The organism is Blastococcus sp. Marseille-P5729 (assembly GCF_900292035.1).
GTDB lineage: Bacteria > Actinomycetota > Actinomycetes > Mycobacteriales > Antricoccaceae > Cumulibacter.
On sequence record NZ_OMPO01000001.1, the window covers coordinates 1,684,397 to 1,709,467 of the forward strand.

The 25,071-nt window shown below is 68.8% G+C and carries 22 protein-coding genes and 1 pseudogene; 7 read left to right on the top strand and 16 right to left on the bottom strand.

Going from position 1 to position 25,071, the window contains the following annotated elements:
* Positions 1-97: 97 nt before the first annotated feature.
* From DAA40_RS08135 to DAA40_RS08150, 4 genes are read left to right on the top strand one after another with little or no spacing between them, the layout of a single operon-like run.
* Complete coding sequence (locus tag DAA40_RS08135) at positions 98-358, top strand: SHOCT domain-containing protein (RefSeq protein ID WP_106849101.1); 261 nt, start codon at positions 98-100, stop codon at positions 356-358.
* An 11-nt stretch (positions 359-369) separates the two neighbouring features.
* Positions 370-1,848, top strand: a complete 1,479-nt coding sequence (locus DAA40_RS08140; protein ID WP_106849102.1) for a multicopper oxidase family protein — start codon at positions 370-372, stop codon at positions 1,846-1,848.
* Between the two features lie 5 nt (positions 1,849-1,853).
* Positions 1,854-2,705: a F510_1955 family glycosylhydrolase gene (locus DAA40_RS08145; protein WP_199849582.1), complete on the top strand. Its 852-nt coding sequence runs from the start codon at positions 1,854-1,856 to the stop codon at positions 2,703-2,705.
* 43 nt (positions 2,706-2,748) lie between these two features.
* Complete coding sequence (locus DAA40_RS08150) at positions 2,749-3,318, top strand: DUF305 domain-containing protein (RefSeq protein ID WP_106849104.1); 570 nt, start codon at positions 2,749-2,751, stop codon at positions 3,316-3,318.
* A 171-nt stretch (positions 3,319-3,489) separates the two neighbouring features.
* On the opposite strand, the gene DAA40_RS08155 is transcribed toward DAA40_RS08150, so the two are convergent.
* The 11 genes and pseudogenes from DAA40_RS08155 to DAA40_RS08200 all read right to left on the bottom strand — a co-directional run bounded on the left by DAA40_RS08155 (position 3,490) and on the right by DAA40_RS08200 (position 16,152).
* Positions 3,490-4,008, bottom strand: a complete 519-nt coding sequence (locus DAA40_RS08155; RefSeq protein ID WP_199849583.1) for a hypothetical protein — start codon at positions 4,006-4,008, stop codon at positions 3,490-3,492.
* Positions 4,009-4,141: 133 nt separating this feature from the next.
* Positions 4,142-5,182, bottom strand: a complete 1,041-nt coding sequence (locus DAA40_RS08160; protein WP_106849105.1) for a glycosyl hydrolase family 65 protein — start codon at positions 5,180-5,182, stop codon at positions 4,142-4,144.
* Entirely contained in the window at positions 5,142-6,092 is a 951-nt protein-coding gene (locus DAA40_RS08165) for an IS3 family transposase (protein ID WP_106849095.1), read from the bottom strand. Before DAA40_RS08165 ends, DAA40_RS08160 begins: the two co-directional genes overlap by 41 nt.
* Complete coding sequence (locus tag DAA40_RS08170; RefSeq protein WP_106849331.1) at positions 6,089-6,379, bottom strand: transposase; 291 nt, start codon at positions 6,377-6,379, stop codon at positions 6,089-6,091. Before DAA40_RS08170 ends, DAA40_RS08165 begins: the two co-directional genes overlap by 4 nt.
* Positions 6,380-6,421: 42 nt before the next feature.
* The gene (locus DAA40_RS08175; protein ID WP_370430642.1) at positions 6,422-8,062 is read right to left on the bottom strand and encodes a hypothetical protein; all 1,641 of its coding nucleotides are present in this window, start codon (positions 8,060-8,062) and stop codon (positions 6,422-6,424) included.
* A gap of 12 nt (positions 8,063-8,074) precedes the next feature.
* Positions 8,075-8,590 (bottom strand): annotated as a pseudogene (locus DAA40_RS16980) (HAD family hydrolase); the annotation flags it as partial.
* A complete protein-coding gene (locus tag DAA40_RS08180) occupies positions 8,575-11,157 on the bottom strand; it encodes a heavy metal translocating P-type ATPase (RefSeq protein ID WP_370430633.1) in 2,583 nt (860 codons plus the stop codon). The gene DAA40_RS08180 and the pseudogene DAA40_RS16980, both read right to left, overlap by 16 nt.
* Positions 11,102-12,154 (bottom strand): type II glyceraldehyde-3-phosphate dehydrogenase, encoded by a 1,053-nt coding sequence (locus DAA40_RS08185; protein WP_106849107.1) that lies wholly within the window; start codon positions 12,152-12,154, stop codon positions 11,102-11,104. Before DAA40_RS08185 ends, DAA40_RS08180 begins: the two co-directional genes overlap by 56 nt.
* Before the next feature lie 86 nt (positions 12,155-12,240).
* A complete protein-coding gene (locus DAA40_RS08190) occupies positions 12,241-12,519 on the bottom strand; it encodes a metal-sensitive transcriptional regulator (protein ID WP_106849108.1) in 279 nt (92 codons plus the stop codon).
* 74 nt (positions 12,520-12,593) lie between these two features.
* Positions 12,594-15,356: a heavy metal translocating P-type ATPase gene (locus DAA40_RS08195; RefSeq protein ID WP_106849109.1), complete on the bottom strand. Its 2,763-nt coding sequence runs from the start codon at positions 15,354-15,356 to the stop codon at positions 12,594-12,596.
* Between the two features lie 475 nt (positions 15,357-15,831).
* Entirely contained in the window at positions 15,832-16,152 is a 321-nt protein-coding gene (locus DAA40_RS08200; RefSeq protein ID WP_106849110.1) for a hypothetical protein, read from the bottom strand.
* Between the two features lie 225 nt (positions 16,153-16,377).
* Here DAA40_RS08200 and DAA40_RS16170 point away from each other — a divergent pair, with 225 nt between their 5' ends.
* Together DAA40_RS16170 and DAA40_RS08205 are read left to right on the top strand one after the other, a co-directional pair.
* Positions 16,378-16,542: a hypothetical protein gene (locus DAA40_RS16170; RefSeq protein WP_158716323.1), complete on the top strand. Its 165-nt coding sequence runs from the start codon at positions 16,378-16,380 to the stop codon at positions 16,540-16,542.
* A 20-nt stretch (positions 16,543-16,562) separates the two neighbouring features.
* Positions 16,563-17,408 carry an IS3 family transposase gene (locus tag DAA40_RS08205; protein ID WP_234356276.1) on the top strand — a complete coding sequence of 282 codons (846 nt, stop codon included), beginning with the start codon at positions 16,563-16,565 and terminating at the stop codon, positions 17,406-17,408.
* Positions 17,409-18,173: 765 nt separating this feature from the next.
* Here DAA40_RS08205 and DAA40_RS08210 read toward each other — a convergent pair.
* Both DAA40_RS08210 and DAA40_RS08215 read right to left on the bottom strand, forming a co-directional pair.
* Entirely contained in the window at positions 18,174-19,097 is a 924-nt protein-coding gene (locus DAA40_RS08210) for a pseudouridine-5'-phosphate glycosidase (RefSeq protein ID WP_234356277.1), read from the bottom strand.
* Complete coding sequence (locus tag DAA40_RS08215; RefSeq protein ID WP_106849112.1) at positions 19,094-20,218, bottom strand: PfkB family carbohydrate kinase; 1,125 nt, start codon at positions 20,216-20,218, stop codon at positions 19,094-19,096. The genes DAA40_RS08210 and DAA40_RS08215 overlap by 4 nt, the downstream gene beginning before the upstream one ends.
* A 147-nt stretch (positions 20,219-20,365) precedes the next feature.
* Between DAA40_RS08215 and DAA40_RS08220 the strand changes: the two genes are divergently transcribed.
* Entirely contained in the window at positions 20,366-21,169 is an 804-nt protein-coding gene (locus tag DAA40_RS08220) for a PP2C family serine/threonine-protein phosphatase (protein ID WP_106849113.1), read from the top strand.
* A 48-nt stretch (positions 21,170-21,217) separates the two neighbouring features.
* Here DAA40_RS08220 and DAA40_RS08225 read toward each other — a convergent pair whose 3' ends face one another.
* The 3 genes from DAA40_RS08225 to DAA40_RS08235 all read right to left on the bottom strand — a co-directional run bounded on the left by DAA40_RS08225 (position 21,218) and on the right by DAA40_RS08235 (position 25,051).
* Positions 21,218-22,234 (bottom strand): ABC transporter ATP-binding protein, encoded by a 1,017-nt coding sequence (locus tag DAA40_RS08225; RefSeq protein ID WP_106849114.1) that lies wholly within the window; start codon positions 22,232-22,234, stop codon positions 21,218-21,220.
* Entirely contained in the window at positions 22,234-23,925 is a 1,692-nt protein-coding gene (locus DAA40_RS08230) for an iron ABC transporter permease (protein WP_199849586.1), read from the bottom strand. The genes DAA40_RS08225 and DAA40_RS08230 overlap by 1 nt, the downstream gene beginning before the upstream one ends.
* Positions 23,926-23,992: 67 nt before the next feature.
* Positions 23,993-25,051, bottom strand: a complete 1,059-nt coding sequence (locus tag DAA40_RS08235) for a thiamine ABC transporter substrate binding subunit (RefSeq protein WP_106849115.1) — start codon at positions 25,049-25,051, stop codon at positions 23,993-23,995.
* Positions 25,052-25,071 lie beyond the last annotated feature (20 nt).

Below are 25,071 nucleotides of genomic sequence, written 5' to 3' on the forward strand. Positions count from 1 at the left end.
ACGGGCCGGCCGAGGAGGCTCGGTCGCCTCGGGTCTTCATGAGATCTTGATCGTCCACCCGCTGTTCTCTTGACCTGACCGGTGGAGGGTGGTGGGCATGATGGGAATGAACGGCACGGCCGGGTGGTGGGTGTGGGTGCTGATGGCCGCTGGGATCGCTGGGTTCTGGCTGCTGGTGTGGCTGCTGGTGCGCGACGTCACAGGTGATCGCCCGCCTCGTGTCGCCGGAGATGTCGAGTCGCCGGGGCGGCCCGATCCGGCGCGGCTGCTGGATGAGCGTCTCGCGCGTGGTGAGGTCGACGTCGACGACTATCTGGATCGCCGTGGGCTGCTGCCCGACTACTCCACGAGTCGCTGACGATACCGACCGTGGCTGCTCCCTCCTCCCTGTCCCGTCGACGGTTCCTGGCCGGCAGTCTCACCGTCGCCGGGACTGCGGTACTGGCCGGTTGCACCGGCCGCGGTTCCGCCACGACTGCGGGGTCCTCGACGTCCTTCGGCACGCCGCCCCCGCTGGCGCCGAAGCCGGGCCAGAACGTCGTGGCCGCGACGCTGACCCCCACGGCCACGACGCTGGACCTCGGCGGCACCACGGTCAGCACCTGGGCGTACGGCGACGCCGCGCCCGGTCCGCTGATCCGCGCGTCGGCCGGTGACCTGCTGCGCGTGACGGTCGACAACCAGCTGTCGAGCGACACCTCGGTGCACTGGCACGGCATTCGGCTGCGCAACGTGGCCGATGGGGTCCCCGGGGTGACCCAAGATCCGATCGCCGCGGGCGCGCAGTACATGTACGAGTTCGAGGTCCCCGATCCCGGCACGTACTTCTTCCACCCGCACACCGGCGTCCAGCTGGACCGTGGCCTGTATGCGCCACTGATCATCGACGACCCAGCGGAGCCCGGCCAGTACGACGCGGAGTGGATCGTCGTGTTGGACGACTGGATCGACGGCACCGGAACCAGCCCCGACGACGTCCTGCAGGACCTCACCAACGGCGCGGGGACATCCGGTGGGATGGGCGGGATGGGCCACGGGTCGATGAACATGGGTCCGGCGCCGTTCGGTGATGCCGGCGACGTGACGTACCCGTACTACGTGATCAACGGGCGAAACCACACCGCGCCGAGCGTCTTTGAGGGCAGTCCGGGGCAGCGCGTGCGGATCCGGGTGATCAATGCCGCCTCGGACACGATCTTCGCGGTAGCGCTCGGCGGGCACACTTTCCAGGTGACCCATTCAGATGGTTTCCCCGTCGAACCCGCCCAGACCGGCGCGTTCTACATCGGCATGGGCGAACGCTACGACGCGATCGTCACCCTCGGCGACGGCGTGTTCCCGCTCTATGCCGAGCCGTTCAACAAGACCGGCGCCGCCCTCGCGGTCGTGCGCACGGCCGCCGGGGACGCACCGACGGTCTCGGCTCGGCCCGGTGAGCTGTCTGGTGACGTGCTGCTGGGTTCGGACCTCACGCCGGCAGAGTCCGCCCTGCTACCGACCCAGACGCCGGACCGCGAGCTCGACCTGTCGCTGAACGGGCAGATGCAGCCGTATCAGTGGGGCATGAACGGCGCGGTGTTCGGGGAGAACGAGCCGCTCATCGTCGCAGAGGGCGAGCGGGTCAGGATCAGGATCGTGAATATGACGATGATGGCGCACCCGATCCACCTGCACGGGCACACCTTCGCACTCACCAGCAGCGGGCTGCGCAAGGACACGGTCCTGCTCGCGCCGATGGAGTCCCGAACCATCGATCTGGACGCCGACAACGCCGGTGACTGGGCCCTGCACTGTCACAACATTTATCACGCAGAGGCCGGAATGATGACTCTGCTCAACTACGGATGAGGAACGTGCGACTACTACGTAAGGCAGCAGTATCCCTGGTCATGGTCGGGGCTGTGGGGCTGAGTGCCGCGTGCTCGGACCAAGGCGCGGCATCGGCTCCGGCGAGTACGGCGGCGGCGATTCCTGCGGGTACCCATGTCCACGCCGCTGTCCGTGACCCCGCCGATGGGACGTTGCTGGTCGCGACGCACACCGGCCTGTTCAAGAAGTCCGACGACGGCCTGACGTCGATCGGGCCGGTGGTGGATCTGATGGGGTTCGCGGTCGCCTCCGACGGCACTTATTACGCCTCCGGGCACCCCGGCATGCAGACCGATCTGCCGCAGCCGCTGGGTCTGGTTCGGTCCACCGACGGCGGTGCGACGTGGGAGGTGGTGTCGCGCGGCGGTGAGTCCGACTTCCATGCTCTGGCCGTGAGCGGCACGCAGGTGGTCGGCTTCGACGGTGCCCTGCGCCAGAGCCCCGACGGAAAGGAGTGGACGACCCTGGCCATCCCGCTGGAGCCGATCTCGCTCGCGTTCTCCCCCGATGGCTCTACCGTGCTGGCGTCCACCGGCACGACCGTGCTGAGGTCCGGTACCGACCTCGACACGTGGACCCCGATGAGCGCCGCGCCTGCCGCTGTGCTGGTGGCCTACGCCGACGCCGACACGATCATCGTGCTCGCCCAGGACGGCCGGCTGCATCAGAGCACCGATGCCGGCGCGACCTGGACCGCAGGCACCGCCGCGATCGCGGGGGCTAGCTCCCTGTCGGCCAGCCGCGTGGACGACACCACAGTCGAAGTGCTGCTGGGCTCGGGCAACGGCGTCCTGAGCACCACCGACCTCGGCGCGAGCACCACCGCGCTGGTCTAGACCCGTCACCAGCACCGAATCCTCCCAGAAATAGGAGAATCGCATGAAGAAACTTGCTGCCCTCGTTCTGTTCCTACTCAGCGCGCTGCTCCTCGCAGCCTGCAGCAGCAGCGACGACAACGGCGCCGGGTCGGCGTCCACCGGCGAGGACACGCACAATGCCGCGGACGTCACGTTCGCGACCGGGATGATCCCGCACCACGAGCAGGCGGTCGAGATGGCCGACATGGCCCTGCAGATGACACAGGATCCACAGATCACCGAGCTCGCGCAGCAGATCAAGGACGCTCAGCAGCCGGAGATCGACACGCTCACCGAGTGGCTGACCGCGTGGGGAGAGCCCTTGCCGGACGCCTCGTCGATGGGTGACCATTCCGGGATGTCCGGGATGATGAGTGCTGAGGACATGGCGATGCTGGAGCAGTCCAGCGGGACCGAGTTCGACAAGATGTGGCTGCAGATGATGATCGAACACCACAAGGGAGCGGTCGAGATGGCTCAGACGCAGCAGGCCGACGGCAAGTACCCGCAGGCGCTGGAGATGTCCAAGCAGATCATCGCCAGCCAGCAGGAGGAGATCGACCAGATGCAGGAGCTGCTCAGCGCGCTGTAGCGGCTCCGGACTCCACGGGTGCGGTCCCGGCGTGTCATCCACGCCGGGATCGCGCCGTTCGTGGTGGCGTGTGCGCCGTGCGGTGTAGCGGGCCCGTCAGCGGTGTCAGGTGGCCGCGGTCTCGGGTGGGCTTGGGGTTCAGCGCAGCCAGCCGTTACCGACCTTGCCAGCTCACCATCGACCCAGTCCCCAGGTGTCGCCGGCCAGCGTGACCGCGGAGAGGATCATTAACGCGGCCTCGACCCAGTGGGAGGTCGTGATCGGGTTGGTGCCGCCGATCAGGGGCGGGAACTGTGAGAGCCACATGAAGCCCAGCAGCAGAGTGCCGGTGACTGCGGCAATCTTCAGACCGATCCCGAGCACCAGGGCTGTACCGAGACCGGCGAGGCCGATCATGAACAGCGAGTCCCCGAACGCGTTGAGGAACAGCGGCTGGAAGATTTCGTCGAGGGGCTCCTCGATGCCGCCGATGTAGCCCTGGGCGGGTGTTCCGCCGCGGACCCAGGCCCCGTCGGCGGGTGTGGAGAAGCCCAGTCCCAGCAGCTTGTCGATGAAGGCCCACAGAAAGATCCACCCGATCAGCAGCCGGGCGGCGGCCAGAACCGCCCGCGCACTGGCCCGGGTGACGATCTCCTCGGCATACATCGGCTTGTTCGCGGGTGCCCGGCGCTCGTTCAGCTGTGTCGACATTTCCTTCTCCTGCCTGCCTCGCGGTGCGCTCGAGCGATCTGGCGTCGACAGCTCCGCGGTGTGACCTGTCTTCTGCCAGCGTGGGGGCCGCGACGCGGCAGGGCAAGGTTCTTCACGTGACGTCATCGAACCCTCAACCGTCCTGCATGCGTCCGCGTCGCGGTGGCGCCCTGCCGGGGTCGGGGCGTGCCCGGTCTCTTTCCTGGCGATCGCCGAGCGGGTTGACCTGTTCGGGGTGCCAGGTATCGCCCTCGCGGTGGAAACGTCGTCGGGTGCCCGCCGTGAGGAAGGTTTCGTGGTCGCCGACGCGCAGGCGGACCTCGGGGCGGGCCACGCACGCTTCGGCGGTGACGGTAAGGGTGGTGCCCTCAATCGAGACGTGCAGGCGTTGGCCGTGGTGCTGCAGGCGCAGCCGTAGGGCGTGTAGTCCGGTCGGCAGGGCCGGGTCCAGGATGACGGTGGTGCCGTCGGTGCGCAGGCCGGCGAAGGATCGGGTGAGGATGTCGATGGTGCCGGCCATGGCGCCGAGGTGGATGCCCTCCCGCGTCGTGCCGCCCTGGGTGTCGTCCAGGTCCGCGGCGAGGGCCTCGCGGAAGGTGGCCCAGCCCTGGTCGGGGTTGAGGCGAGCGAGGACGGAGGCGTGCACGACCCGGCTGAGGGTCGAGCCGTGTGCGGTGCGCGCGAGGTAGTAGTCCACGGTGCGGGCCAGCGTCTGGTCGGTGGTGGGATAGCCGAGCCGGGTCAGTGTCTGCACCAGGCCGTCGGGGCCCAGGAGGTAGATGAGCATCAGGACGTCGGCTTGTTTGGCGAGCTTGTACCGGTTGGTCGTGTCCCCTTCGGCCTCCAGGATGAGGTCCAGGCGCCCGATGTTGCCGTAGGTGCGTCGGTAGTGGTCCCAGTCGAGCTCGGTGAGGTTCTCGTAGCCGGCGAACTGGGTGATGACGCCGTCGGGGAGGAACGGCACGGTCAGGCGCCGGCTCATGTGCTCCCAGGCGGCCGGCTCCTGCGGGCGGATGCTAAGGCGGGCGTGCAGGTCGTCGCATTCGTGGCCGGCTACCGCGGCGAGGACGTCTGCGGCGCGTTCGCATACCCAGGCGGTGAGTGTGGTTCCCCCCGAATCGTGGAGGGCTTCTCTATGCGGCTTCCCGGTCGGGGGCCGCGGTGTTCTCGTAATTGATCGGGCTCATCATGCCCGCCGAGCTGTGCCGGCGTTCCTGGTTGTAGAACCCGTAGCACCAGTCCAGGACGACGGCCTGGGCCTGGCGGGTGTTCTCGAAGTCGTGGAGTGAGAGGACCTCCCACTCCAGTGAGCTGAAGAACGCCTCGGCGGCGGCATTGTCGAAACACGACCCGACGCGGCCCATCGATTGGCGGACCCCGAGCTTGCGACACAACTTGGTGTGCGAGTTCGCGGTGTAGGTCGAGCCGCGGTCGGTGTGAAAGATGACCCGCTGCGACTCGTCCTCACGCCAACCCTCACCGTTGACTGCATCGACGCCGCCGCGAGCCGCGACGGCCATCTTGATCGCCGCGCACGCGAGCTCGGCATCAGGATGCAAGGACGTGGCTGCACCGAGTAGACGCCGTGAGTAGAGGTCGATCACGGTCGCCAGGTAGAGCTTCCCGGCCGCGGTCGGGATCTCCGTCATATCGCCCACCCAGCGGGCGTTCGGACGCTCCGCGGTGAAGTTCCGCTTGACCAGGTCGGGGAACTTCGGCGCGGTCTTGTCCTGCTTGGTGAGTCCGTTCCTGCGCTTGATCCGCCGTGCGACCAGGCCCTGGCGGCGCATCGAGCCAGCGACCGTCTTCTCGCTGACCTGCCAGCCGTCATCACGCAGATCGTGGGCCAGCCGCGGCGAGCCGTGCAGGCCTCGCTTCCTGGCGAACATCACCCGCACCGCCCGGTCGATGGTGTCGCGACGCCGATCCCGAGGCGTGTGCAGCCCACTGGCTGCGGAGGGCCCCGTGGCCCGGCTCAGCCACTTGTAGAACCACGCCATGCTGACGCCGAGCAGCAGACAGGTCACGGTGTGCGGCACTCGGTAGCCGGTCCTCTGGTCGGCGATGAAGCGTGCCACGCTCACTTCGTCGCCTCCTTGACCCACAGGACCACGGATCGCTTGAGGACATCGCGCTCCATCCGGAGCTCGGCGACCTCGGCGCGGAGCCGCTTGAGCTCTTCCACGTCGTCCTTGGACAGCCCCCGGGTGCCCTCAGCGGCCTCGCGTGCACGGGCCACCCAGTTGCCCAGCGTGCCCTCGTTGACACCGAGGTCACGAGCGACCTGCGCGATCGGCTTGTCGGTCTCTTCGACGATCCGGACCGCCCCTTCACGGAACTCCCGGTCGTACTTCATTCGCTTCTCTGGCATCTCGATCCTCATTGTGGATGCCTCCACGGTCCGGGGGGAACCTCAGAGCACGTTGGTGTAGGCGTTGTCGTTGAGGCCTTCTCCCGGCGCGTCGGGGTAGCCGTCGTGGTACTCGTCCGGGCCCATGACGCCGTTGATGTGGAAGCGGTCCGTGTCGCGGTCGTAAGCGGCCAGGGCGGTGAAGAATCGCGCGACCTCGATGATGAGGTCCGCGCCGCGGCGTGCGAGCCAGGTGAGGTCGCCGGTCGCTTCGTAGTGCCTCCAGGCGTTGAGGGCGATAGCGAGGCCCACATGGCGCTGACGGTGAGAGTTGTCCGGCATCCACCGGCCCGAGCGGGGGTTGAACAGCTGTGTGGGGGTTTCCTCGCGCCCGTCGCTGCCGGACTGCCAGGGAAACATCGCCCCGGGCAGGCCCGCCTGTGTTGCGGCGCGGCGCGCGGCGCCCAGGCGACGCCAGCGGTAGTCCAGCAGTCCCCGGCTGACCTGTGGCAGGTGGGTGGTCAGCACCGGCAGCACGAACAGCTCGTCCCAGAACACGTGCCCGCGGTAACCCTCCCCATGCAGCCCCCGGGCCGGAACGCCGGCGTCGAGGTCAGCGGTGTGCTCGGACAGCGTCTGCAGCAGATGGAACAGGTGCAGATTGAGCACGAGCCGGGTCTGCGTGTCGGCCTCCAGGTCCACTCCGAACCGCTCCCACAGCCGACCCCACGCCGCGATATGCGGACCGAGAAGGTCCTCGAAGCGGGGCGGTGCCGCAGCCAACTCGGTGAGGGCGGCCAGGCGAGGGGAGGCGATCGCGGCGTCCCTGGACGTATACACGGCGGCGGTCTTGCCCAGGGTGACCGCTTCCCCGTCCCGCACGGCCAGCTCGAGCACCAGATGGTGCCGCTGCGCGTCCTGCTCGAGGACCGCGCACGGTACCGAACCGTTCACGGTGATGCCGGCCGCGACGGCGATGCGGACCTGGCTTTTCACGGTCTGGGCCTGCACCAGCAGGACGCCAGGCCCGGGCTGCTCGGCGCCGATGGTGTGCAGGTGGTGGTTGGCCAGCGCGGCGTCTTCGGCGACGTTGGCGTTGACGATCCCGGCATCGATACCCGAACGCACCCGCACCCGCCCACTCCAGCCCTCGGGAATGAGGGTGGTCTCCAGCGCCCCCAGGTGCGGGCGGGTCAAATCGACCAGGCGCCGCTGACGTAGCTGCAGCCGGCGCCCTGCGCTGTCGGTGAGCATCGCGGTTCGGGTCAGCAGACCCCGGCGCAGGTCCAGCTCGCGGTGCTCGTCGGAGGTGATCAGCCCGCCGGCGGACCACCACGGTTCTTCCTCGACAGCAAGGTCGAGGACCAGCCAGTTGGGGGCGTTGATGAGGTGCTCGTGCTCCACCTGGCGGCCGTGGATCGTGGAGAGCAACCGGTTGTAAACCCCGGCGAGGTAGGTCCCCGGGTAGTGCACCCCGTCCGCGGGATGCTCCGGTGCCGCCCCGCGGGTGCCGAGGTACCCGTTGCCGAGCGTGGTCAGTGCCTCGCGGTGGCCCTCATGGGCCGGGTCGAAGCCGGCGTAGCGCAGCCGCCACGGGTCCACACGCAGGGCGCCGAGGTCGAGCTGGGCGATATCCCCCACGACGAGGTCGGCTCCGGCGGCCTCGAGCTGGACGCGTTGCCCGGTGCGGGCGATCCCGACCACCAGCGCGAAACCGGCCCGTTTGGCGGCTCGGATGCCGGCGGCGGTGTCCTCCACGGCCGCGGCTCGGGCCGCCGGGACACCAAGACGGCGGGCCGCCCGCAGGAACGTCTCGGTGTGCAGCCCTCCGGCCACTGGTGGTGCCGCGGTCGTTTCCACGACGTCGTACAGGCCGTCCAGCCCCGCCGCGCGCATCACCGCGTCCACGTGGGCCCGATCGCCGCCGGCGGCCAGGCCCACCGGCACCCGCCCGGCCCGTAACCGGCGCAGCAGGTGGGCGGCTCCGGGATACACGCGCACAGCCCCACCGACCGTGCTGGCTGTCCGGTCGCCCTCGGGCGGCGCGTCAAAATCATCCAGGACAACACCCTCCAGGGTCAGGATGACCGCCTCCTGCGGGGGCACCGCCCCCACCACGGTAGGGGCCGGTCCGGCGGCGCGTGTCATGGTTCTCCCTTTTTCGAGGACGCGATCCCTCGCGCCTACTCGAGACACGGCCCGTCCTAAATCGCGTCCTAGCGGGTGCGGGCGGGCGCGGGTGCGGTGGGCTCGGGCGCCTCGGCGCGGTGCTGCGGGGTGGTGGGTGCCAGCGGCGTGGGCAGCCGCAGCCGCTTGAGCAGCAGGGCGTTGACGGTGACGATGACCGTGGATCCGGACATCGACAGGGCGGCGATCTCCGGGCGCAGCATCAGCCCGAACGCGGGGTAGAACACCCCGGCGGCGATCGGCAGGGCGATGACGTTGTAGCCGACCGCCCAGGCCAGGTTCTGCCGTTCCTTGCGTATGGTGCCCTTGCCGATGCGTAGCGCGACGGGCACATCGAGCGGGTCCGAGCGCATCAGGACGATGTCGGCGGTCTCGATCGCCACGTCCGTGCCCGCGCCGATCGCGATCCCGATGTCGGCCTGGGCCAAGGCCGGGGCGTCGTTGACGCCGTCACCGACCATGGCGACTGTTTTCCCTGCCCGCTGCAGCTCGACGATCTTCGCGGCCTTGTCCCCGGGCAGAACCTCGGCGATGACGGTGTCCAGGCCGAGCTGACCGGCGATCCGCTGGGCGGTGGCCTCGTTGTCACCGGTGAGCATGACGACCTCGATACCGGACGCGTGCAGGGCCGCCACGGCCGCGGCCGCGGTCTCGCGGGGCGCGTCGGCCAACGCGATCACCCCCGCACCTTGACCGTCGACGGCCACCAGGACCGCGGTGCGGCCTGCGGCCGCCAGATCGTCCCGCTGCGCGGCCAGGTCACCCAGCTCGACGTTCTCGGCGTCCATCAGGCGCCGGTTACCGACCAGGACCCGCCGGCCCTGGACCGTAGCGGTCGCTCCGTGCCCGGGGACGTTCTCAAAGTCGCTGGCCCTCAGCCCTGCGATGTCACGCTGGGCGGCGTACTCATAGATGGCGCGGGCCAGCGGGTGCTCAGACTCGTGCTCGACGGCGGCCGCCAGGGACAGCATCTCGTCCGCGGGCATGGCGCGGGTGATCACGTCGGTGACCTCCGGTTCGCCCTTGGTCAGGGTGCCGGTCTTGTCCATCACCACGGTATCGATCCGGGCCGTGCCCTCCAGGGCGGTGGCGTTCTTGAACAGCACCCCCCGCTGGGCACCGAGCCCGGTGCCGACCATGATGGCCGTCGGCGTGGCCAGACCCAGAGCGTCGGGGCAGGTGATGACCACCACCGTGATCGCGAAGAGCATCGCGGTAGCGAGGCCCGCGCCGGCGAGCATCCACACGGCGAAGGTCACCGTGCCGCCGATGAGGGCCACGAAGACCAACCACAACGCGGCCCGGTCGGCCAGACGCTGGCCCGGGGCCTTGGAGTTCTGTGCCTCCTGGACCATCTTGACGATCTGCGCCAAGGCGGTGTCCTCGCCGACCTTGACCGCGCGTGCGCGCAGCGCACCGGTGGTGTTGATCGAGGCGCCGATCAGCTCATCGCCCGGGGCCTTGGCCACCGGCAGGGATTCCCCAGTCACCATCGACTCGTCGACCTCGGACTCGCCCTGCTCCACCACCGCGTCGGTGGGGATCTTCGAGCCTGGCCGCACCAGCAGCAGGTCACCGACGACGACCTCAGCGGTGGGGATCTCGACGGTGGCGCCGTCTCGCACGACCAGCGCCCGCGACGGGGCCAGCTGCAGCAGGGTCCGTACCGCGTCGTTGGCGCCGCCACGGGCACGCATCTCCAGCCAGTGACCCAGCAGCACGAAGGTGGTCAGCACCACGGCCGCCTCGTAGAACACCTCACCGCCGCCGGTCAGGGTGATCACGAGACTGTAGAGCCACCCGGCACCGACGGCGACAGCGACCAGCACCATCATGTCCAGTGTTTTCGCGCGCAGCGCCCGGTAGGCGCCGTCGAAGAAGATCCACGCCGAGTAGAAGATGACCGGCCCGGACAGGATCAAGGTGAACACGTCGTCGCGTAGCCCGAACACCGTCGGCGGGTTCAGCCCCAGCACGTCGCGGCCGATCGGGGACCAGATCGTGATCGGGATCGACAGGATTAACGCGACCAGGAACCGGTTCCGCATGTCGCGGGCCATCTCCTGCACCGACCCCCCGCCGTGATGCCCGCCGTGTCCCATCACCGCCTGCGCAGAACGGTCGACCTCCTCACCGCCTCCAGGACCGGCATGGGCGGTGTGGGCGTCCGCACCGACGCTGTCGAGGCGGTGGGCATCATGTGCCGGGCCGCCGCCGACCTCCCGCTGTGGGTCGCTGGTCGGTTCGCTCATCGGGGCGCACACGTGCGCCGGCACCGACCGGCCCTGGCAGTGGTATCCGCATTCGGTGACCCAACCGGCCAGCTCGGCCACGGACGTCGTGTCGGGGTCGTAGGTGACCGTTGCGCTTTGCGCGACGGCGTTGGCCTCGACGCTCAGCACGCCGGGACGCGCCAGCAGGGTCTTCTCGATCACTGGCTCGGAGGTCGTCCAGTGCAGGCCGCCCACCTGCAGGACGGTGGTGTGGGGCGTTGTCATGCTCGGCTCTTCTCTCGGCCTCACCGGCCGCGTATACCTGACTGGTCGACGGGGTGTTCTAGTCGCGGACGGGGACGGCGGCGGGCAGGAACTCCCGACGCATCCCGAGGACATGGTCGGTCAGCGCGATCGAGGTCGCGCCGTCGGTCGCGGTGCCGGTCAGGGCTCGGATCGCGTCGATGGTCTCGGGCACGACGATGGCCTCGTTGTAGACCTGGTAGGTCAGGTAGGCCTCGTCGCCCTCGACGGTCAGGACGTCTTCCCACACCGCGACCTCCCACATGTCCCCGCGGGGGCGGCCCACATCACGCATCAGCTCGACCGTGGTGTTGAGCGCGGTCAGGCCGTCGGCCATCCGCACGAACGCGATCCGCGGTGCGGCCCGCAGCGCGGCCAGGACCTCCTCGCGGCTGGCCGGGCGGGTCAGCTGCAGGGTCCAGAAGTGACTGTGGGTCTGGGTATGGGCGGCCTTGGCCGCGATGGTCACCACGTCTAGGTCGGGCCGGACCGTGCGGGCGTCGGGGCCCTGGTGGGACGGGATGGCGGCCTCGGGCACCATCGTGTTCATGATGCCGCCCTGATGGGCCTCACCGGGGTCGGTGGCGCGCCGGATCAGCACGCCGCGGGCGCGGGCCAGCAGGCCGGCGTCCTGCAGCGCCCCGAGCACGCGCACGATGCTGGTGGTGTTGCAGGAGACCACTCGGGTCGTGTCGCGGCCCACCGCGGTGGCGTAGTTGGCTTGAGCGACGAAGGAATGCCCGGTGGTGGCGTGCGACTCCCCGCCCTGCAGGACCACCTTCACCCCCGCGGAGCGATAGAGCGGCAGGTTGGCGGCGGCGACCTTCTTCGGGGTCGTGTCCACCACGACGTCCACCTCCGCGAGCAGCTCGGCCAAGGTGCCGGACACCGGTATCCCCGCCCGGGTCATGCCCGCAGCGGCATCGTCGTTCGCGGCGAAGACGGTGATTCCCAGGCCCACGGCGGTGCGTACCCGCCAGTCCGTGGCGACGTCGGCGACCCCGACCAGGTCCATGTCCGGCATGGCGCGGACCGCATCGGCGACCCTCTTGCCGATCACTCCGTAGCCGTTGACGGCGACCTTCGTGTTCATCACAACTCTCCTCGTTTCCAACCTTTGGGTTCTGCCATCGCCGCGCGGCCGGCACCTCCGATCAAGCGCCGGGCTCGGCGCGGGTCTTAGCTGCGGACCAGACGGGCGATGGCGTCGGTGGCTTCCTTGAGCTTGGCGTCCTGCCCGGGCCCACCGGCGCGGGCAGCCTCGATCAGGCAGTGACTCATGTGGTCCTCCAGCAGGGCCAGCGCCACGCACTGCAGGGCGCGGGAGACGGCGGCGACCTGCGTGAGGACATCGATGCAGTACTGGTCCTGCTCGACCATGCGGGCAATGCCACGGACCTGACCCTCGATCCGGTGCAGCCGGATGAGCAGCTGGCGTGTGCCCTCGGCATCGGTCATCGTGATCCTCCTTCGCGCGGGCCCCGTCCAGCGGCCTGCGCCTCGGGTGCGGTGGCCGCCACGGGGAAGGGTCCTCAGGGCGTCATCGAGGTGGCGTACCGGGCGGGGTCGCCGCGGAACGCTTCCGCGCACCCGGTGGAACAGAAGTAGTAGGTCTTCCCCGCGTGCTCGGTACTGGCCGCGGCCGACGCGGGCGTCACCTTCATCCCGCAGACGGGATCGGTGATCTCCTGAGGCCTTTCGGGCTTCTGGGACATGGTGGTCTCCGTTTCGTTCTCGTTGTCGTGTCCGACCTCGACCACCGGGTCGGTGGCAGGGACGTGGGTGACCTTAGGGACCGGGTGGGGTGTGAACGCGCGGAGCCGGTTGGCGTTGGCCACCACCGACAGCGAGGACAGGGCCATCGCGCCCGCCGCGATCACCGGGCTAAGGGTCCAGCCCAGCGCCGGGTACAGGACCCCGGCGGCGATCGGGATGCCGATCGCGTTGTACATGAACGCGAACACCAGGTTCTGGCGGATGTTGCGCATGGTGGCCCGCGACAGGTCTACCGCGGTGACCAGCCCCCACAGCGCCCCGGAGATCAACGTGATGTCCGAGGACTCGATGGCCACATCGGTGCCGGTGCCGATCGCGGAGCCGACGTCGGCCTGGGCCAGCGCGGGCGCATCGTTGATGCCGTCCCCCACCATGCCCACCACGCGGCCCTCGCTTTGCAGGCGCTTGACCTCGGCGGCCTTGTGCTCGGGCATCACCTCGGCCACCACCCGCGCGATGCCGACCTGGCGAGCGATCGCGGCCGCGGTGGCGCGGTTATCCCCGGTCATCATCACCACGTCGATGCCACGAGCCCGTAACGCCGCCACGGCGGCAACCGACCCGTCCTTCAGGGTGTCGGCCACGCCGATTACCCCGGCGAAGCGCCCATCGACAACCGCGAACATCGGTGTCTTGCCGTCCGCGGCGAGCCGGTCGGCATCAGCGGTCTCGGGCCGCACGCCGGCACCGTCGAGTAGGCGGCGGTTACCCACCAGCACCTCGCGACCGTGCACCAGGGCACGCACGCCCTGCCCGGTGAGCGAGTCGAACCCGGTCGCCTCGGGCAGCTGCAGACCACGATCCTGGGCGCCGGCAACGATGGCCGCGGCCAGCGGATGCTCGGAGAAGCGTTCCACTGCCGCGACCAGCGTGAGCAGCTCGGTGTCGGTGAACCCCACCGCGGGCCGCACATCGGTCAGCGCGGGCGCGCCCTTGGTGATCGTGCCGGTCTTGTCCAGCACCACCGTGTCCAGCTTGTGCGCGGTCTCCAACGCCTCCGCCGACCGGATCAGGATGCCCGCCGTCGCGCCCTTGCCGGTGCCCACGGTGATCGACAGCGGGGTAGCCAGCCCAAGCGCGCACGGGCAGGCGATGATCAGCACCGACACCGCGGCCACGAGTGCGAAGATGAACGCCGGCGGCGGGCCCACCAGCGCCCACACCACGAACGTCCAGATGGCGATCCCGATGACCGCGGGCACGAAGTAGCTCGAGACCTGGTCCACCAGCCGTTGGATCGGCGCCTTGGATCCCTGAGCCTGCCGCACCAGGGTAATGATCTGGGCCAGCATCGTGTCGGCGCCGACCCGCGTGGCGGTGTACCGGAACGAGCCGATCTGGTTGATCGTGGCGCCAATGACGTCATCGCCGGGTTTCTTTCTGACCGGGATCGGTTCACCGGTCACCATCGACTCGTCCACGGTGGAGGTGCCCTGCAGGACCTGCCCGTCCACCGGCAGCTTCTCCCCCGGACGCACCAGCACCACGTCACCGACGACGACCTCGCCGATGGGGACGTCCACCTCGCCGCCGCCGCGGACCACCAGGGCGGTGCGCGGCTGCAGGCCGATCAGTGTCCGAATCGCCTCCCCGGTGCCGGCCTTCGCCTTGGTCTCCAGCAACCTGCCCAACAGGATCAACGTGAGGATGACCCCGACCGCCTCGTAATAGACCTCACGAGTCTGCGCAGGCAGCAGACCCGGCGCGAACGTCACCACCAGGCTGAACCCATACGCGGCGATCGTGCCCAGCGTGATCAGCGAGTTCATGTCCGCGGTGCGGTGCGACAACGCCAGCCAGCCGGTCTTGTGGATGGGCCAACCGGAGTAGAACATCACCGGGGTGATCAGCGCCAGCTGCACCCACGGGTTCATCAAGAACTGCGGCATCCACGAGAGGGTGAAGAACTCCATCCCCATCACCGCCACCACCACCGGCAGGCTCAACACGGCCCCGACGATCACCCGGCGGCGCAGGTCCGTGATCTCCGCGGCCCGCTCCCGTTCCGCGGCATCCTCACCCCCCGAGTTCAGCGAGGCAACCGCCGCGGGCGCAGAGCCCTGCCCGTCGGAGGCGTGCCCGGCTGGTCGCTGCGCTACGGCCACAGCACCGCCGGCGGCCTCCCCCACGGCCTCAGCCGCGGGCTCACCGACCACCCGCACACGGCCATGAAGCATGTTCATCCCGCACGCGAACCCATACTCTCCCGGCGCGCCGGGCAGGAACTCCACCGCCGTGCTGGCGTATGCCGGTAGCGCCTGGTTGATCTTGAAATCGGGAAACACCACCCGCGAGGAGCAGTCCCCGCTTTCCTGCCGGTCGAACAGCACCCGGACCGGTACCCCGGACTGGACCTCGATGACGTCCGGGCGGTAGCCGCCCTTGACCGTCACCGTCACCTCCTGGACCCCGCCGGCGACCTCGGCCCGATGCGACTTCTTCGGACCGAAGAAGTACCAGCCCAGCAGGACCGTCAGCACTCCTCCAGCACCGATGATCAGCCAGTCGAACACGCTCATCGCTCACACCTCCGCATAGATGCCGCCCGCCGCGCCGGGCACGCTTTCGACCCGGGAAGCGTGCCCCTGAGATACCCCCACCCCGTACCAGAACCATGTAACCGCCCGAACATGTACCTCCGATCCCGTCACCGTCAAGATCCGATGAAGTTTGATGGCGTTCATCGAAATTCCCCAGTGTTGCTCAGCGACATCCCTCACGGTCCGCGGATCGCGCACGGCGCCTGGTGGCTGCGCGAGTTCCCACGCGAAGATGTGCGCGCGTACGACGCGCTATGCGTCGTCGTGCTCGTACCAGAACTACCCGTACCCGCTGCGATCCGGCGGGCCCAGCCACCACCAACATGAGTCCGTGCGGTGTACCTGCGCGTTGAACCTCACCCGGACGCTGTCCGGGTGGACCGGCACGCGCTCGAGCTCGGGCTCGGGCACTCCGTCGAGCGGGAGCGGCAGTTGCTGCATGACGGACGCTGGGCTAGTCGTCCGGCCCGCTCGGGGCTGCGGCCGCGGGCTCCGGCGCCTTGCTCCGTCGTGGCTTGGTACGCCGGCGGGTCTTGCTTGCGGTCAGCTTCGACACGGACGCGCCCGTGAACTTCGCGAGCTCGGCCAGAGTCATGATCGACGTTGCTTCCGCGATCGCGCCAGCGACGCTCGCGTGCGCCGCCTCGACCACGCGCTCTGCGGCGTCCAGATCGTCTAACGCGGCTCCCACGTTCGCGGCGGCGTCTGCGCGGCGCGCGATGTGGGCTCGGTCCGCGTCTTCGACGCGGCGACGGATGTCCTGAGCGCTAACCATGGTCTCCCCTTATCCACCTACGTGATACAAGCCAGGCGCGGAGCCTGCCCCACTTTTCCGGGCACCGATTCTGGGGTGTGATTGCCTCGGGAAGGAGTCTTGGAGATGCCTGCTGCCAAGCCGCCGGAGTTCCGGCGTCGTGCTTTGGATCTGGTCGCTGCGGGTGAGCCCGTTGCGCGGGTCGCGAAGGATTAAGGGGTCAGCGAGTCGTGCCTGCGTCGGTGGATGGAGACCGACGCGATCGATTCGGGCCGGGCCGAGGGGCTGACGTCGGCCGAGAAGCGGGAACTGGTCGAGCTGCGACGCCGCAACCGGGTCCTGGAGACCGAGATCGAGATCCTCAAACGCGCGAGTGCGTACTTCGCCAGGGAGAACGTCCTCCCAAAATGATGTTCCGGTGTGTCCAGGAGTTGGCCGAGCAGGGGTTCCCGGTCTCGGTGACGTGCCGGGTGTTGAAGGTGTCACGCTCGGGGTTCTACGAGTGGCGCAACCGTCCTGCCAGTCCGCGTGCGCTCGCCGACCGCGAGCTCATGCTCACGATCCGCGACATCCACCAGATGTCGCGGGGAACGTATGGGGCGCCGCGGGTCCATGCCGAACTCCGCCTAGGGCGGGGGATTGTTTGCGGCCGCAAACGCGTCGCCCGGCTGATGCGGGCCGACGGGCTGGCCGGGGTGTGTCACCTGCGCAAGCGGGGCCGCAAGCCGTTGCCGGCGACCCATGACGACCTGGTCCAGCGGCAGTTCGGTGCTGACGGGTCGGACCGGCTGTGGTTCACCGACATCACCCAGCATCGCGCCAGCGACGGCTGGGTCTACTGCTGCGCGGTCATGGACGCATGGTCCCGTCGGATCGTGGGCTGGTCGATCGCGGACCACATCCGCACCGAACTCGTCGTCGACGCCCTCCAGATGGCACAGTGGCAACGCCAACCCGCCGGCACGATCGTGCATGCTGATCGCGGCGCCCAGTACACCAGCTGGTTGTTCGGACACCGGCTCCGCGAGGCCGGGCTCCTCGGGTCGATGGGCCGGGTCGCCTCCAGCCAGGACAACGCGGCGATGGAATCGTTCTGGTCGTCCATGCAACGCCAGCTCCTCGACCGCCGCCCCTGGCCGTCGCGAGTCGAACTCGCCAGCGCCATGTTCGAGTGGATCGAGGGCTGGTACAACCCCCGCCGACGCCACACCAGCCTCGGGATGCTGTCACCCCACCAGTTCGAAACCCTTCACACCGCCGCCGTCGCCGCGGCATGATTCAACCAACAACAACTGTCCGGGAAACCGGGTCAGGCTCCCGCGTTGTCCAGACGGTTACCGAGCGTTTTCTTCCCCACCCACCGTTGGATGATCTGCCCTTCGCGATCGGCGACGAGGATGCTGTGGTTGGTCTCCGAAAGTGAAGTGGCCAAGCGGTCCAGGACAGGCCTCGCGGCCCGCATCAGACGAGAGTCAACATCAAAGTCGTCACTAAAAGGAAGTGAGACATCTGCACATACTGGAACGCCGCAGGCCGCGGAACGATGCCGCGACCGCTCGATAACCGGCCGCAGGGCCCGCGGCCCACCACGATGCGCAGGCACACAAGTGGAGTGTACCGGCTCCGCGCTATGCGACTGTGATGATTGTCTCACCGGCTGAGCATCGGTGAGACTGTCTCGGACCCTGGCGTCTCATTGTGAGACACTCCCGATAGGGCGCTGAAGCGATTTCCCGGTCTCGCCCCGCGCGCAAACCGGACCTTGCCGCCCACCGAGATGGGGCGGCCGGTCAACGCAACCGACTCTTGAATGTGCCGCTCAAAGTGCAGCCCGAACCGTCGGATCGACGGGGACGCCGAGCGGTCGGGAACGGGTTGGCTAGGTGTCAGCGCAGCGAGGACCGCGGAAAGCCCGGAGGGCGAATCAGTCCGGCCAGGGTCAGGGCGCGAGTTGGCCGGTGTTCTCTTACTGGAAGGTTTAAGATCTTCTGCGCTGAAGGCGACCCGCATGCCCGTCTGACGTCCTCTCCCCAGGACGTAGATCAGCCGGCCGGAGCGGCGTATGCGACGGCGATCTCGGCGCCGAGCCGGGCGTTGTTGCGCACCAGCGCGATGTTCGTCTCCAGCGACTCCCCGTCGGTGAGCTCGACGATGTGGCCTAGGAGGTAGGGCGTGATGTCCTTGCCACGCACGCCGGCGGCCTCGGCGTCCGCGATGGCCTGGTCGATGACCTTCCCGATCCGCTCGGCCGGGATCTCGTCGGACGCCGGCACCGGGTTCGCAATCGAGACCGCGCCCCGAAGCCCGAGATCCCACTTCGCGTGCATCATCGCCGCGATGTCCGCGGCAGTGTCCAGGCGCATCGGCGAGGCGAATCCGCTGGAGCGCGAGTAGAACGACGGGAACTCGTCGGCGCGGTAGGTGACCACGGGGATTCCGAGGGTCTCCAGCACCTCGAGCGTCAGCCCGATGTCCAGCAGCGACTTGACTCCAGCGCTCACGATCGCGACGTCCGTCAGGCTCATCTCCGTGAGGTCGGCACTGATGTCCATCGAGCGCTCCGCACCGCGGTGCACACCGCCCAGACCGCCGGTCACGAAGACCCGAATCCCTGCCAGGGCGGCGATCCGCATGGTCGCCGCCACCGTCGTCGCGCCGTGTCGGCCGGTGGCCACCAGGTACGGAAGGTCGCGAATGCTGGCCTTGGTCACCGTCGGATCGGAGGCCAGTAGGTCCAGTGCCGCTGCGTCGAGACCGGCTCGGGGGGGCCCGTCGAGGACGGCGATGGGGGCCGGGGCGGCGCCCCCGTCACGCACGATGCCCTCGACCTCAAGCGCCATCTCGACATTGCGCGGGTAGGGCATGCCGTGGCTGATGATGGTCGACTCGAGCGCCACCACCGGCTTTCCGGCGGCGAGCGCATCCCGCACCTCGTCACCGAGCATCACCTTCGGATGAGACGTCACGTCCGGGCTCCTTCGTCCTGGGTCATCTGGTGGTCTACCGCCGCCTCGGTGAGATCGCTACGGACGGTCTGGGCCGAGGCGACGGTCAGCGCGGCCGCGGCATGGCCGAACCGGGCCGCGGCCACCGGATCGTCGCCGCGGAGCAACGCATGCACGTAGGCCGCAGTCATGCTGTCCCCGGCACCGGTGACATCCACGACCGGGCAGTCGGGCGCGGTGAGCGTGACGGGTGCGGCGTTCGCCATGCACAGCAAGCTCCCGGCCGGGCCGCGGCGCACCCAGACATGCTCCACGCCACGCTCGTGCAGGACGGTGCACGCCGACACAATGTCGTCGTCCGCGGGTGCGACATCGCGGCCGACCAGCTCGCTCAGCTCGTCGAGATTGGGGGTGATGCAGCGGATCGGGCGTTGCGGGCTCAGCAGGGGCGCGAGCCGCGCGGCCTTGGCCACGCTCACCGGCTCGACGACGACGGCGGCACCCGAGCTGCGCACGAGGTCGATTCCCCACGCCGCCACCTCCGCCGGTAGGTTGCCGTCGACCACCACGAGGTCGGCTCGCCTGACCGTGTCACGCGCCCCGACCAGCATCTCGACGGCCAGCTCGTCGCTGGCCCGCATGTCTGACAGCCCGACATGCAGCTCACCGTCGTCATCCAGCGCGGCGAGATAGGTGCCGGTGGGCAGCTCGCCACGCACCACGTCGTCCACCTCGACCCCGGCCTGCGCAGTGTGCTCGATCAGCTGCTGACCGAAGGGGTCCCGGCCCACCACGCTCACCAGCCTGGTACGGCGTCCTAGGCGGGCCAGGTTCTCGGCGATGTTGCGCCCGACCCCACCTGGGGTGGTGGTCATGACGGCCGGATTGCTGGTGCCACTGCGGATCGGGCGCACGCTGTGGGCCTTCAGATCCATGACCGACCCGCCGATCACCACAACGTAGGGTTCGTCGCGTACGACATACCCGCGCCCGAGGATCTCGCCCTTGCGGGTCAGCGAGGAGAGCGCGACGGCGACGGCGCCCTTCGACGTGCCGAGCAGATCGGCGATGCCCTGAGCGTCCAGCATCGGGCGGCTGCGCAGCAGCCGCAGCACCTCCTGCTCGCGCGGACTCAAGGACATGCTCACAATAATAAGCGCCACTTGATGTTATTAACAAGGCCGACGGCTTCCCGCGCGGATGAAGTAACGGTCACGCCACGGGCAGGCAACGTAAGATCGATCGGGTACCGCCTGCGGATCTCGAACCGACGACGGAGGGAGTGAGCCATGCCGTACAAGCTGATGACCGCCGCTCGCACCCACACCGGTCTGGTGCGCGACAACAACGAGGACAACTACTTCGTGGGCCCGCGGATCCTCCTGGTGGCCGACGGAATGGGCGGGCACGCAGCCGGCGAGGTGGCCTCCGGCATCACCGCAGAGATGTTCGCCGGGCTGCGCGATGTCGACCTGTCCGATGATCTGACCAAGCCCCTCGGTGACGCCATCGAGCAGGCCACGGCCGAGATCGCCAAGCGGGTCGAGGACGATCCCGACCTCGAGGGAATGGGCACGACCGTCACCGCGATCCTGTTCGGTGAACGGCGCATCGCGGTCGCGAACATCGGCGACTCCCGCGCATACCTCTACCAGCGTGATCGTCGCAAGCTCACCCAGCTCACGCACGACGACTCGTTCGTCCAGCTGATGGTCGAGAACGGCGACATCACCGCCGAGCAGGCGGTGCACCATCCCTACCGCAACATCGTGCTGAAGTCGGTCAATGGCAAGTACGTGCAGCCCCGGTTCACCACGCTGGTGCGCATCCACGGCGATCGGTATCTAGTGTGCAGCGATGGTCTGACCGACTATGTCGAGACCGACGATCTCACGGCCGCCCTGGACATCGATGATCTCGACGAGGCCGCCGACAAGCTCATCGACCTCGCGTTGAGCGCGGGGGCTCCCGACAACGTCACCGTCGTCCTGGCCGATCTCGTGCCGGCCGATCCGACCGACGAGCATCCCGGCGAGAGCGGCCCGCCGAATCCCAAGGCGTCGGCCGAGACCGAGCCGATGGCGTTGCCCTGAACGGGCATCGATTCGACCGGTCGTCAGATCTGGCGGCCGCCGCCGCACTCACCCGTGGAGCAGCTCGGCAGTGGCGCTCGTGACCAGCTCGAGCGCCACCCGCTCACCCGGGGCGTACGCCGAGTCGATCGGCGCGGTCGCGTCCAGCTCCTGACCGTCCTCCAGTCGGACGACGAGGCGCTGCTCGTCGACGGCGGGCGCGCTCGCGACCACGGTCGCCGGCAAGGCGGGTGGCGGGTGGACCGGCTCCCCGGTCGGGCCGGCACGTAGGGCGCTCGCGCGCAGGGCGAGCGGCGCCTCGCCGACACCGAACGCCTGCTGCAAGGGTGCGAGCTGCGCATCACGAAGGACCCGGGCGTAGCCGAGGAACAGCGCCGCCTGCTCGTCGACCGGATGCGACCAGACTTCGCGCGGCGTGCCTTGCTGCACGAACCGGCCATCGCGCATCAGCACCACCCGGTCGGCGATCGCGAACGCCTCCTCGTGGTCGTGGGTGACCAGCAAGGCCATCGTCGCCGTCTCGCGAAGCACCCGACGCACGTCAGCCGCGAGCCGCACCCGCAAGGAGGCGTCCAACGCCGACAGCGGCTCGTCGAGCAGCAGCAGCCCGGGCCGAGGCGCCAGCGCGCGGGCCAGCGCGACCCGCTGCCGCTCGCCGCCGGAGAGCGTCGCCGGGGCCCGGTCGGCATAACCGTCGAGCCCCACCATCGCCAGGAGCTCGGCAACGACGCCCACGGTCTCGGAGCGACTCATGCCCTGCCGCCGCGGTCCGTACGCGACGTTCTCGCCGACCGAGAGATGCTCGAAGAGCTGGCCGTCCTGGAACATCAGCCCGAAGCCACGCTTGTGCACCGGCACACCGGCCTGGTCGACACCGTCGAAGAGCACCCTGCCGTGACCGGTCGCCTCCAGGCCGGCGACGGCGCGCAGCAGGCTGGACTTCCCGCACCCGGAGGGTCCCAGGATCGCCACGGTCTCATCACCACGCACCCGCAGACTGACGCGGTCGACCGCGACCGTGCCGCCGAAGTGAACCGCCACCTCGTCGATCACCAGCTCACTCATCAAAAGGCCCCCACGGTCTCCACGCGCAGCCGTTCGACCAGCCCCATGATCGTCACCGTGACGACCGCGAGGATGACCGAGCCCGCCATGGCCATGCCGAAGCTCTCGCCGTCCGGCCGCGAGATCAGCCGGTAGATCACCACCGGCAGAGTCGGATTGTCGGATCTGGCGAGGAACGCGGTCGCGCCGAACTCTCCCATCGATACCGCCATCGCGAATCCTGCGGCTGCCAGCAGCGGTCGCCAGACCACCGGAAGGTCGACCGTCAGCAGGGCGCGGACGTACGACCCGCCCAGGACCATGGATGCCTGTCTCAGCCGATCGTCGATCTGCTGCAGCGCCGGCGTGATCGTGCGGACGACGATCGGCAGCGCGACGGTCGCCTGAGCGATCGGGACCAGCACCGACGAGGTGCGCAGATCCAGCGGTGGGCGATTCAGGGTGATGAAAAAGCCGAAGCCAACGGTCACTGCCGAGACGCCCAGCGGCAGCATGAAGGCCGCGTCGAAGGCCCGTACGGCACGTCGTCCGGCCTGGGTGCTGACCGCGCGCGACACGACGAAGGCCACCATCGCGCCCAGCAGCAGCGCGATCACCGTCGCGTTCAGCGCAATGACGACGGAGGCACGAAGCGCATCCCACACGGTGACCAGCAGCGCATTGTTTGACCCTCGGGTACCGAGCGCGAGGTAGTTGTCCACGGTCCACCGACCCCCGCGCTGGAAGGAACGCACTACGAGAGAGGCGATCGGGGTGACGAGGAAGACCACCACGAGAGCCGTGATCGCGAAGACCGGCCACTCGCTCTTGCGGGGTCGGCGACGTACCGGCCGCACCGTCGCGCGCTTGGCCGGCGCACGCCGGACGCGCCCGATGACCACCAGCAGCCCCAGGACGACGATTAGCTGCAGCACCGACAGCACGGCGGCCGTGCTCAGATCGAGAAAGTGAGCGGTTTGTAGATATATCTCGGTTTCGATTGTTCCGTAGCGCAAGCCGCCCATGGTGAGGACGACGCCGAACGCGGTCGCGCAGAACAGGAACACGACGGACGCCGACGAGACGATCGCCGGACGGAGCGCAGGCAGCGTCACAGTCCGGAAGACCGTGAACGGCGCCGCGCCCAGCGCCGCGGCCGTCTCCTCTGATCGCGGGTCGAGTCCCTGCCAGGCCGCGCCGACCGATCGGGCCACGACCGAGACGTTGAAGAACACCAGCCCTATGATGATCGCCGTCCACGTGCCGTCCAGCCCGAGGAAGCCCAGCGGCCCAGCCTCGCCCAGCAACGTGCGAAAGGCGACGCCGACGACGACGGTCGGCAGCACGAATGGCATGACGACGACCGCCCGCAGCACCGCCTGGCCGGGAAAGTGAAAGCGGTAGAGGCAGTAGGCGACCGGTAGCCCGAGCAGCACCGAGATCAGCGAGGCGATCGTCGCCTGCGCGATCGTGAGCCAGATCAACCGCCGGATCCGGGAGCTACCCATCGCCTCGGCGAAGCCCGACAGATCCAGCGTCCCGTCGACGATCAGTCCACGCTGCAGCATCCCGGCGACCGGCACCAGGAAGAAGATGGTCAGGAATGCCAGCGGCAGCACGGCCACCGCGACCAACAGCCAGGTGGGCGCCGACGACCGAGCGGGACGTCGTACGGCGACGTCCCGCTCGGCCTGGACCGCGGCTTCCCTCACGTGCTATCTCCTGCTACCTACGGCTGCCATCTCCCGCGACGTGCTGCTGCCATGTGCGGCTCCCATCTCAGGACGAGGTGACGTCGGCCCACTCTTTCAACCAGGCATCTCGGTTCGCCGCGATCTTCTCCGGCTCGATCACGAGGGGCTCGGTCGACAGCGGCGCGTAGGTCGCCCATGCCTCCGGCAGCTCAACGTCGCTGGCCGGGTACATGTACATGTTGTCCGGGATCGACTTCTGGAACTCCGTGCCGCTGATGAAGTCGATGAACGCCTGCGCGCCCTCGACGTTGTCGGCTCCCTTGACGATCCCGGCGTACTCGACCTGCCGGAAGCAGGTGCTCAGCACGGCGGATGTCGTCGGCTCGCTGCCGCCCTCGGGAATGGTGAACGGAGGGGACGAGGCGTACGACAGCACTATCGGGCGGGCGCCGTTGCCCTCGCCGCCGGAGAAGTCCACGGAGTACGCATCGGTCCAGCCGTTGGTGATCTTGGCGCCGTTGGCCAGCAGTGCGGTCCAGTAGTCCTGCCAGCCGGTCTCGCCGTACTTCGCCACGGTAGCGAGGAAGAAGGCCATCCCCGGTGACGAGGTGACGGCGCTCGGGGTGACGAAGAGGTCCTTGTACTCCGGCTTGATGAGATCCTCGAGCGAGGACGGGGCGACGATTCCGTTGGCCGCGAACCACTCGTTGTCGACGTTCAGGCAGACATCGCCGAAGTCGATCGCGGTCAGCTCGTTGCTCGTTCCCGCCAGCGCCAGCTCCTTCGACCGCTCGCTCTGCGCGGGCGACTCGTAGGGCTCGAGCACGTCCTCCTCGATGGGCCGCGAGGCGAAGGTGTTGTCGACCCCGAAGACTACGTCAGCGACCGGGGCGTCCTTGCTCAGGATCAGCTTGTTGGTCACCTCGCCGGCGTCCCCGCCAGCCTGGATCTCGACGGTGAAGCCGGAGTCCTTCTCGAACTGCTCGATGAGCTCCTCCGGAGCGTTCCATGAGTCGTGGGTCATCACGGTGACGGTGCTCTCGGCGTCCTGCCCGGACGATCCGGAGTCCACGCCACACGCCGTCAGCGTGAACGCGCAGGCGATGGTGGCGAGCGTCGCTGCGGCGCCCCGGTGCTTTGACATGTTCCCTCCAAGAATGCAAG

Coding starts and splice junctions, on each gene's coding strand:
- DAA40_RS08135 (WP_106849101.1), top strand. CDS start 98: ATGATGGGAATGAACGGCACGGCCGGGTGGTGGGTGTGGGTGCTGATG.
- DAA40_RS08150 (WP_106849104.1), top strand. CDS start 2,749: ATGAAGAAACTTGCTGCCCTCGTTCTGTTCCTACTCAGCGCGCTGCTC.
- DAA40_RS08155 (WP_199849583.1), bottom strand. CDS start 4,008: ATGTCGACACAGCTGAACGAGCGCCGGGCACCCGCGAACAAGCCGATG.
- DAA40_RS08170 (WP_106849331.1), bottom strand. CDS start 6,379: ATGCCAGAGAAGCGAATGAAGTACGACCGGGAGTTCCGTGAAGGGGCG.
- DAA40_RS08180 (WP_370430633.1), bottom strand. CDS start 11,157: ATGTCCTCGGGATGCGTCGGGAGTTCCTGCCCGCCGCCGTCCCCGTCC.
- DAA40_RS08185 (WP_106849107.1), bottom strand. CDS start 12,154: ATGAACACGAAGGTCGCCGTCAACGGCTACGGAGTGATCGGCAAGAGG.
- DAA40_RS08190 (WP_106849108.1), bottom strand. CDS start 12,519: ATGACCGATGCCGAGGGCACACGCCAGCTGCTCATCCGGCTGCACCGG.
- DAA40_RS08195 (WP_106849109.1), bottom strand. CDS start 15,356: ATGAGCGTGTTCGACTGGCTGATCATCGGTGCTGGAGGAGTGCTGACG.
- DAA40_RS08200 (WP_106849110.1), bottom strand. CDS start 16,152: ATGGTTAGCGCTCAGGACATCCGTCGCCGCGTCGAAGACGCGGACCGA.
- DAA40_RS16170 (WP_158716323.1), top strand. CDS start 16,378: ATGGAGACCGACGCGATCGATTCGGGCCGGGCCGAGGGGCTGACGTCG.
- DAA40_RS08215 (WP_106849112.1), bottom strand. CDS start 20,218: ATGTCCTTGAGTCCGCGCGAGCAGGAGGTGCTGCGGCTGCTGCGCAGC.
- DAA40_RS08220 (WP_106849113.1), top strand. CDS start 20,366: ATGCCGTACAAGCTGATGACCGCCGCTCGCACCCACACCGGTCTGGTG.
- DAA40_RS08225 (WP_106849114.1), bottom strand. CDS start 22,234: ATGAGTGAGCTGGTGATCGACGAGGTGGCGGTTCACTTCGGCGGCACG.
- DAA40_RS08235 (WP_106849115.1), bottom strand. CDS start 25,051: ATGTCAAAGCACCGGGGCGCCGCAGCGACGCTCGCCACCATCGCCTGC.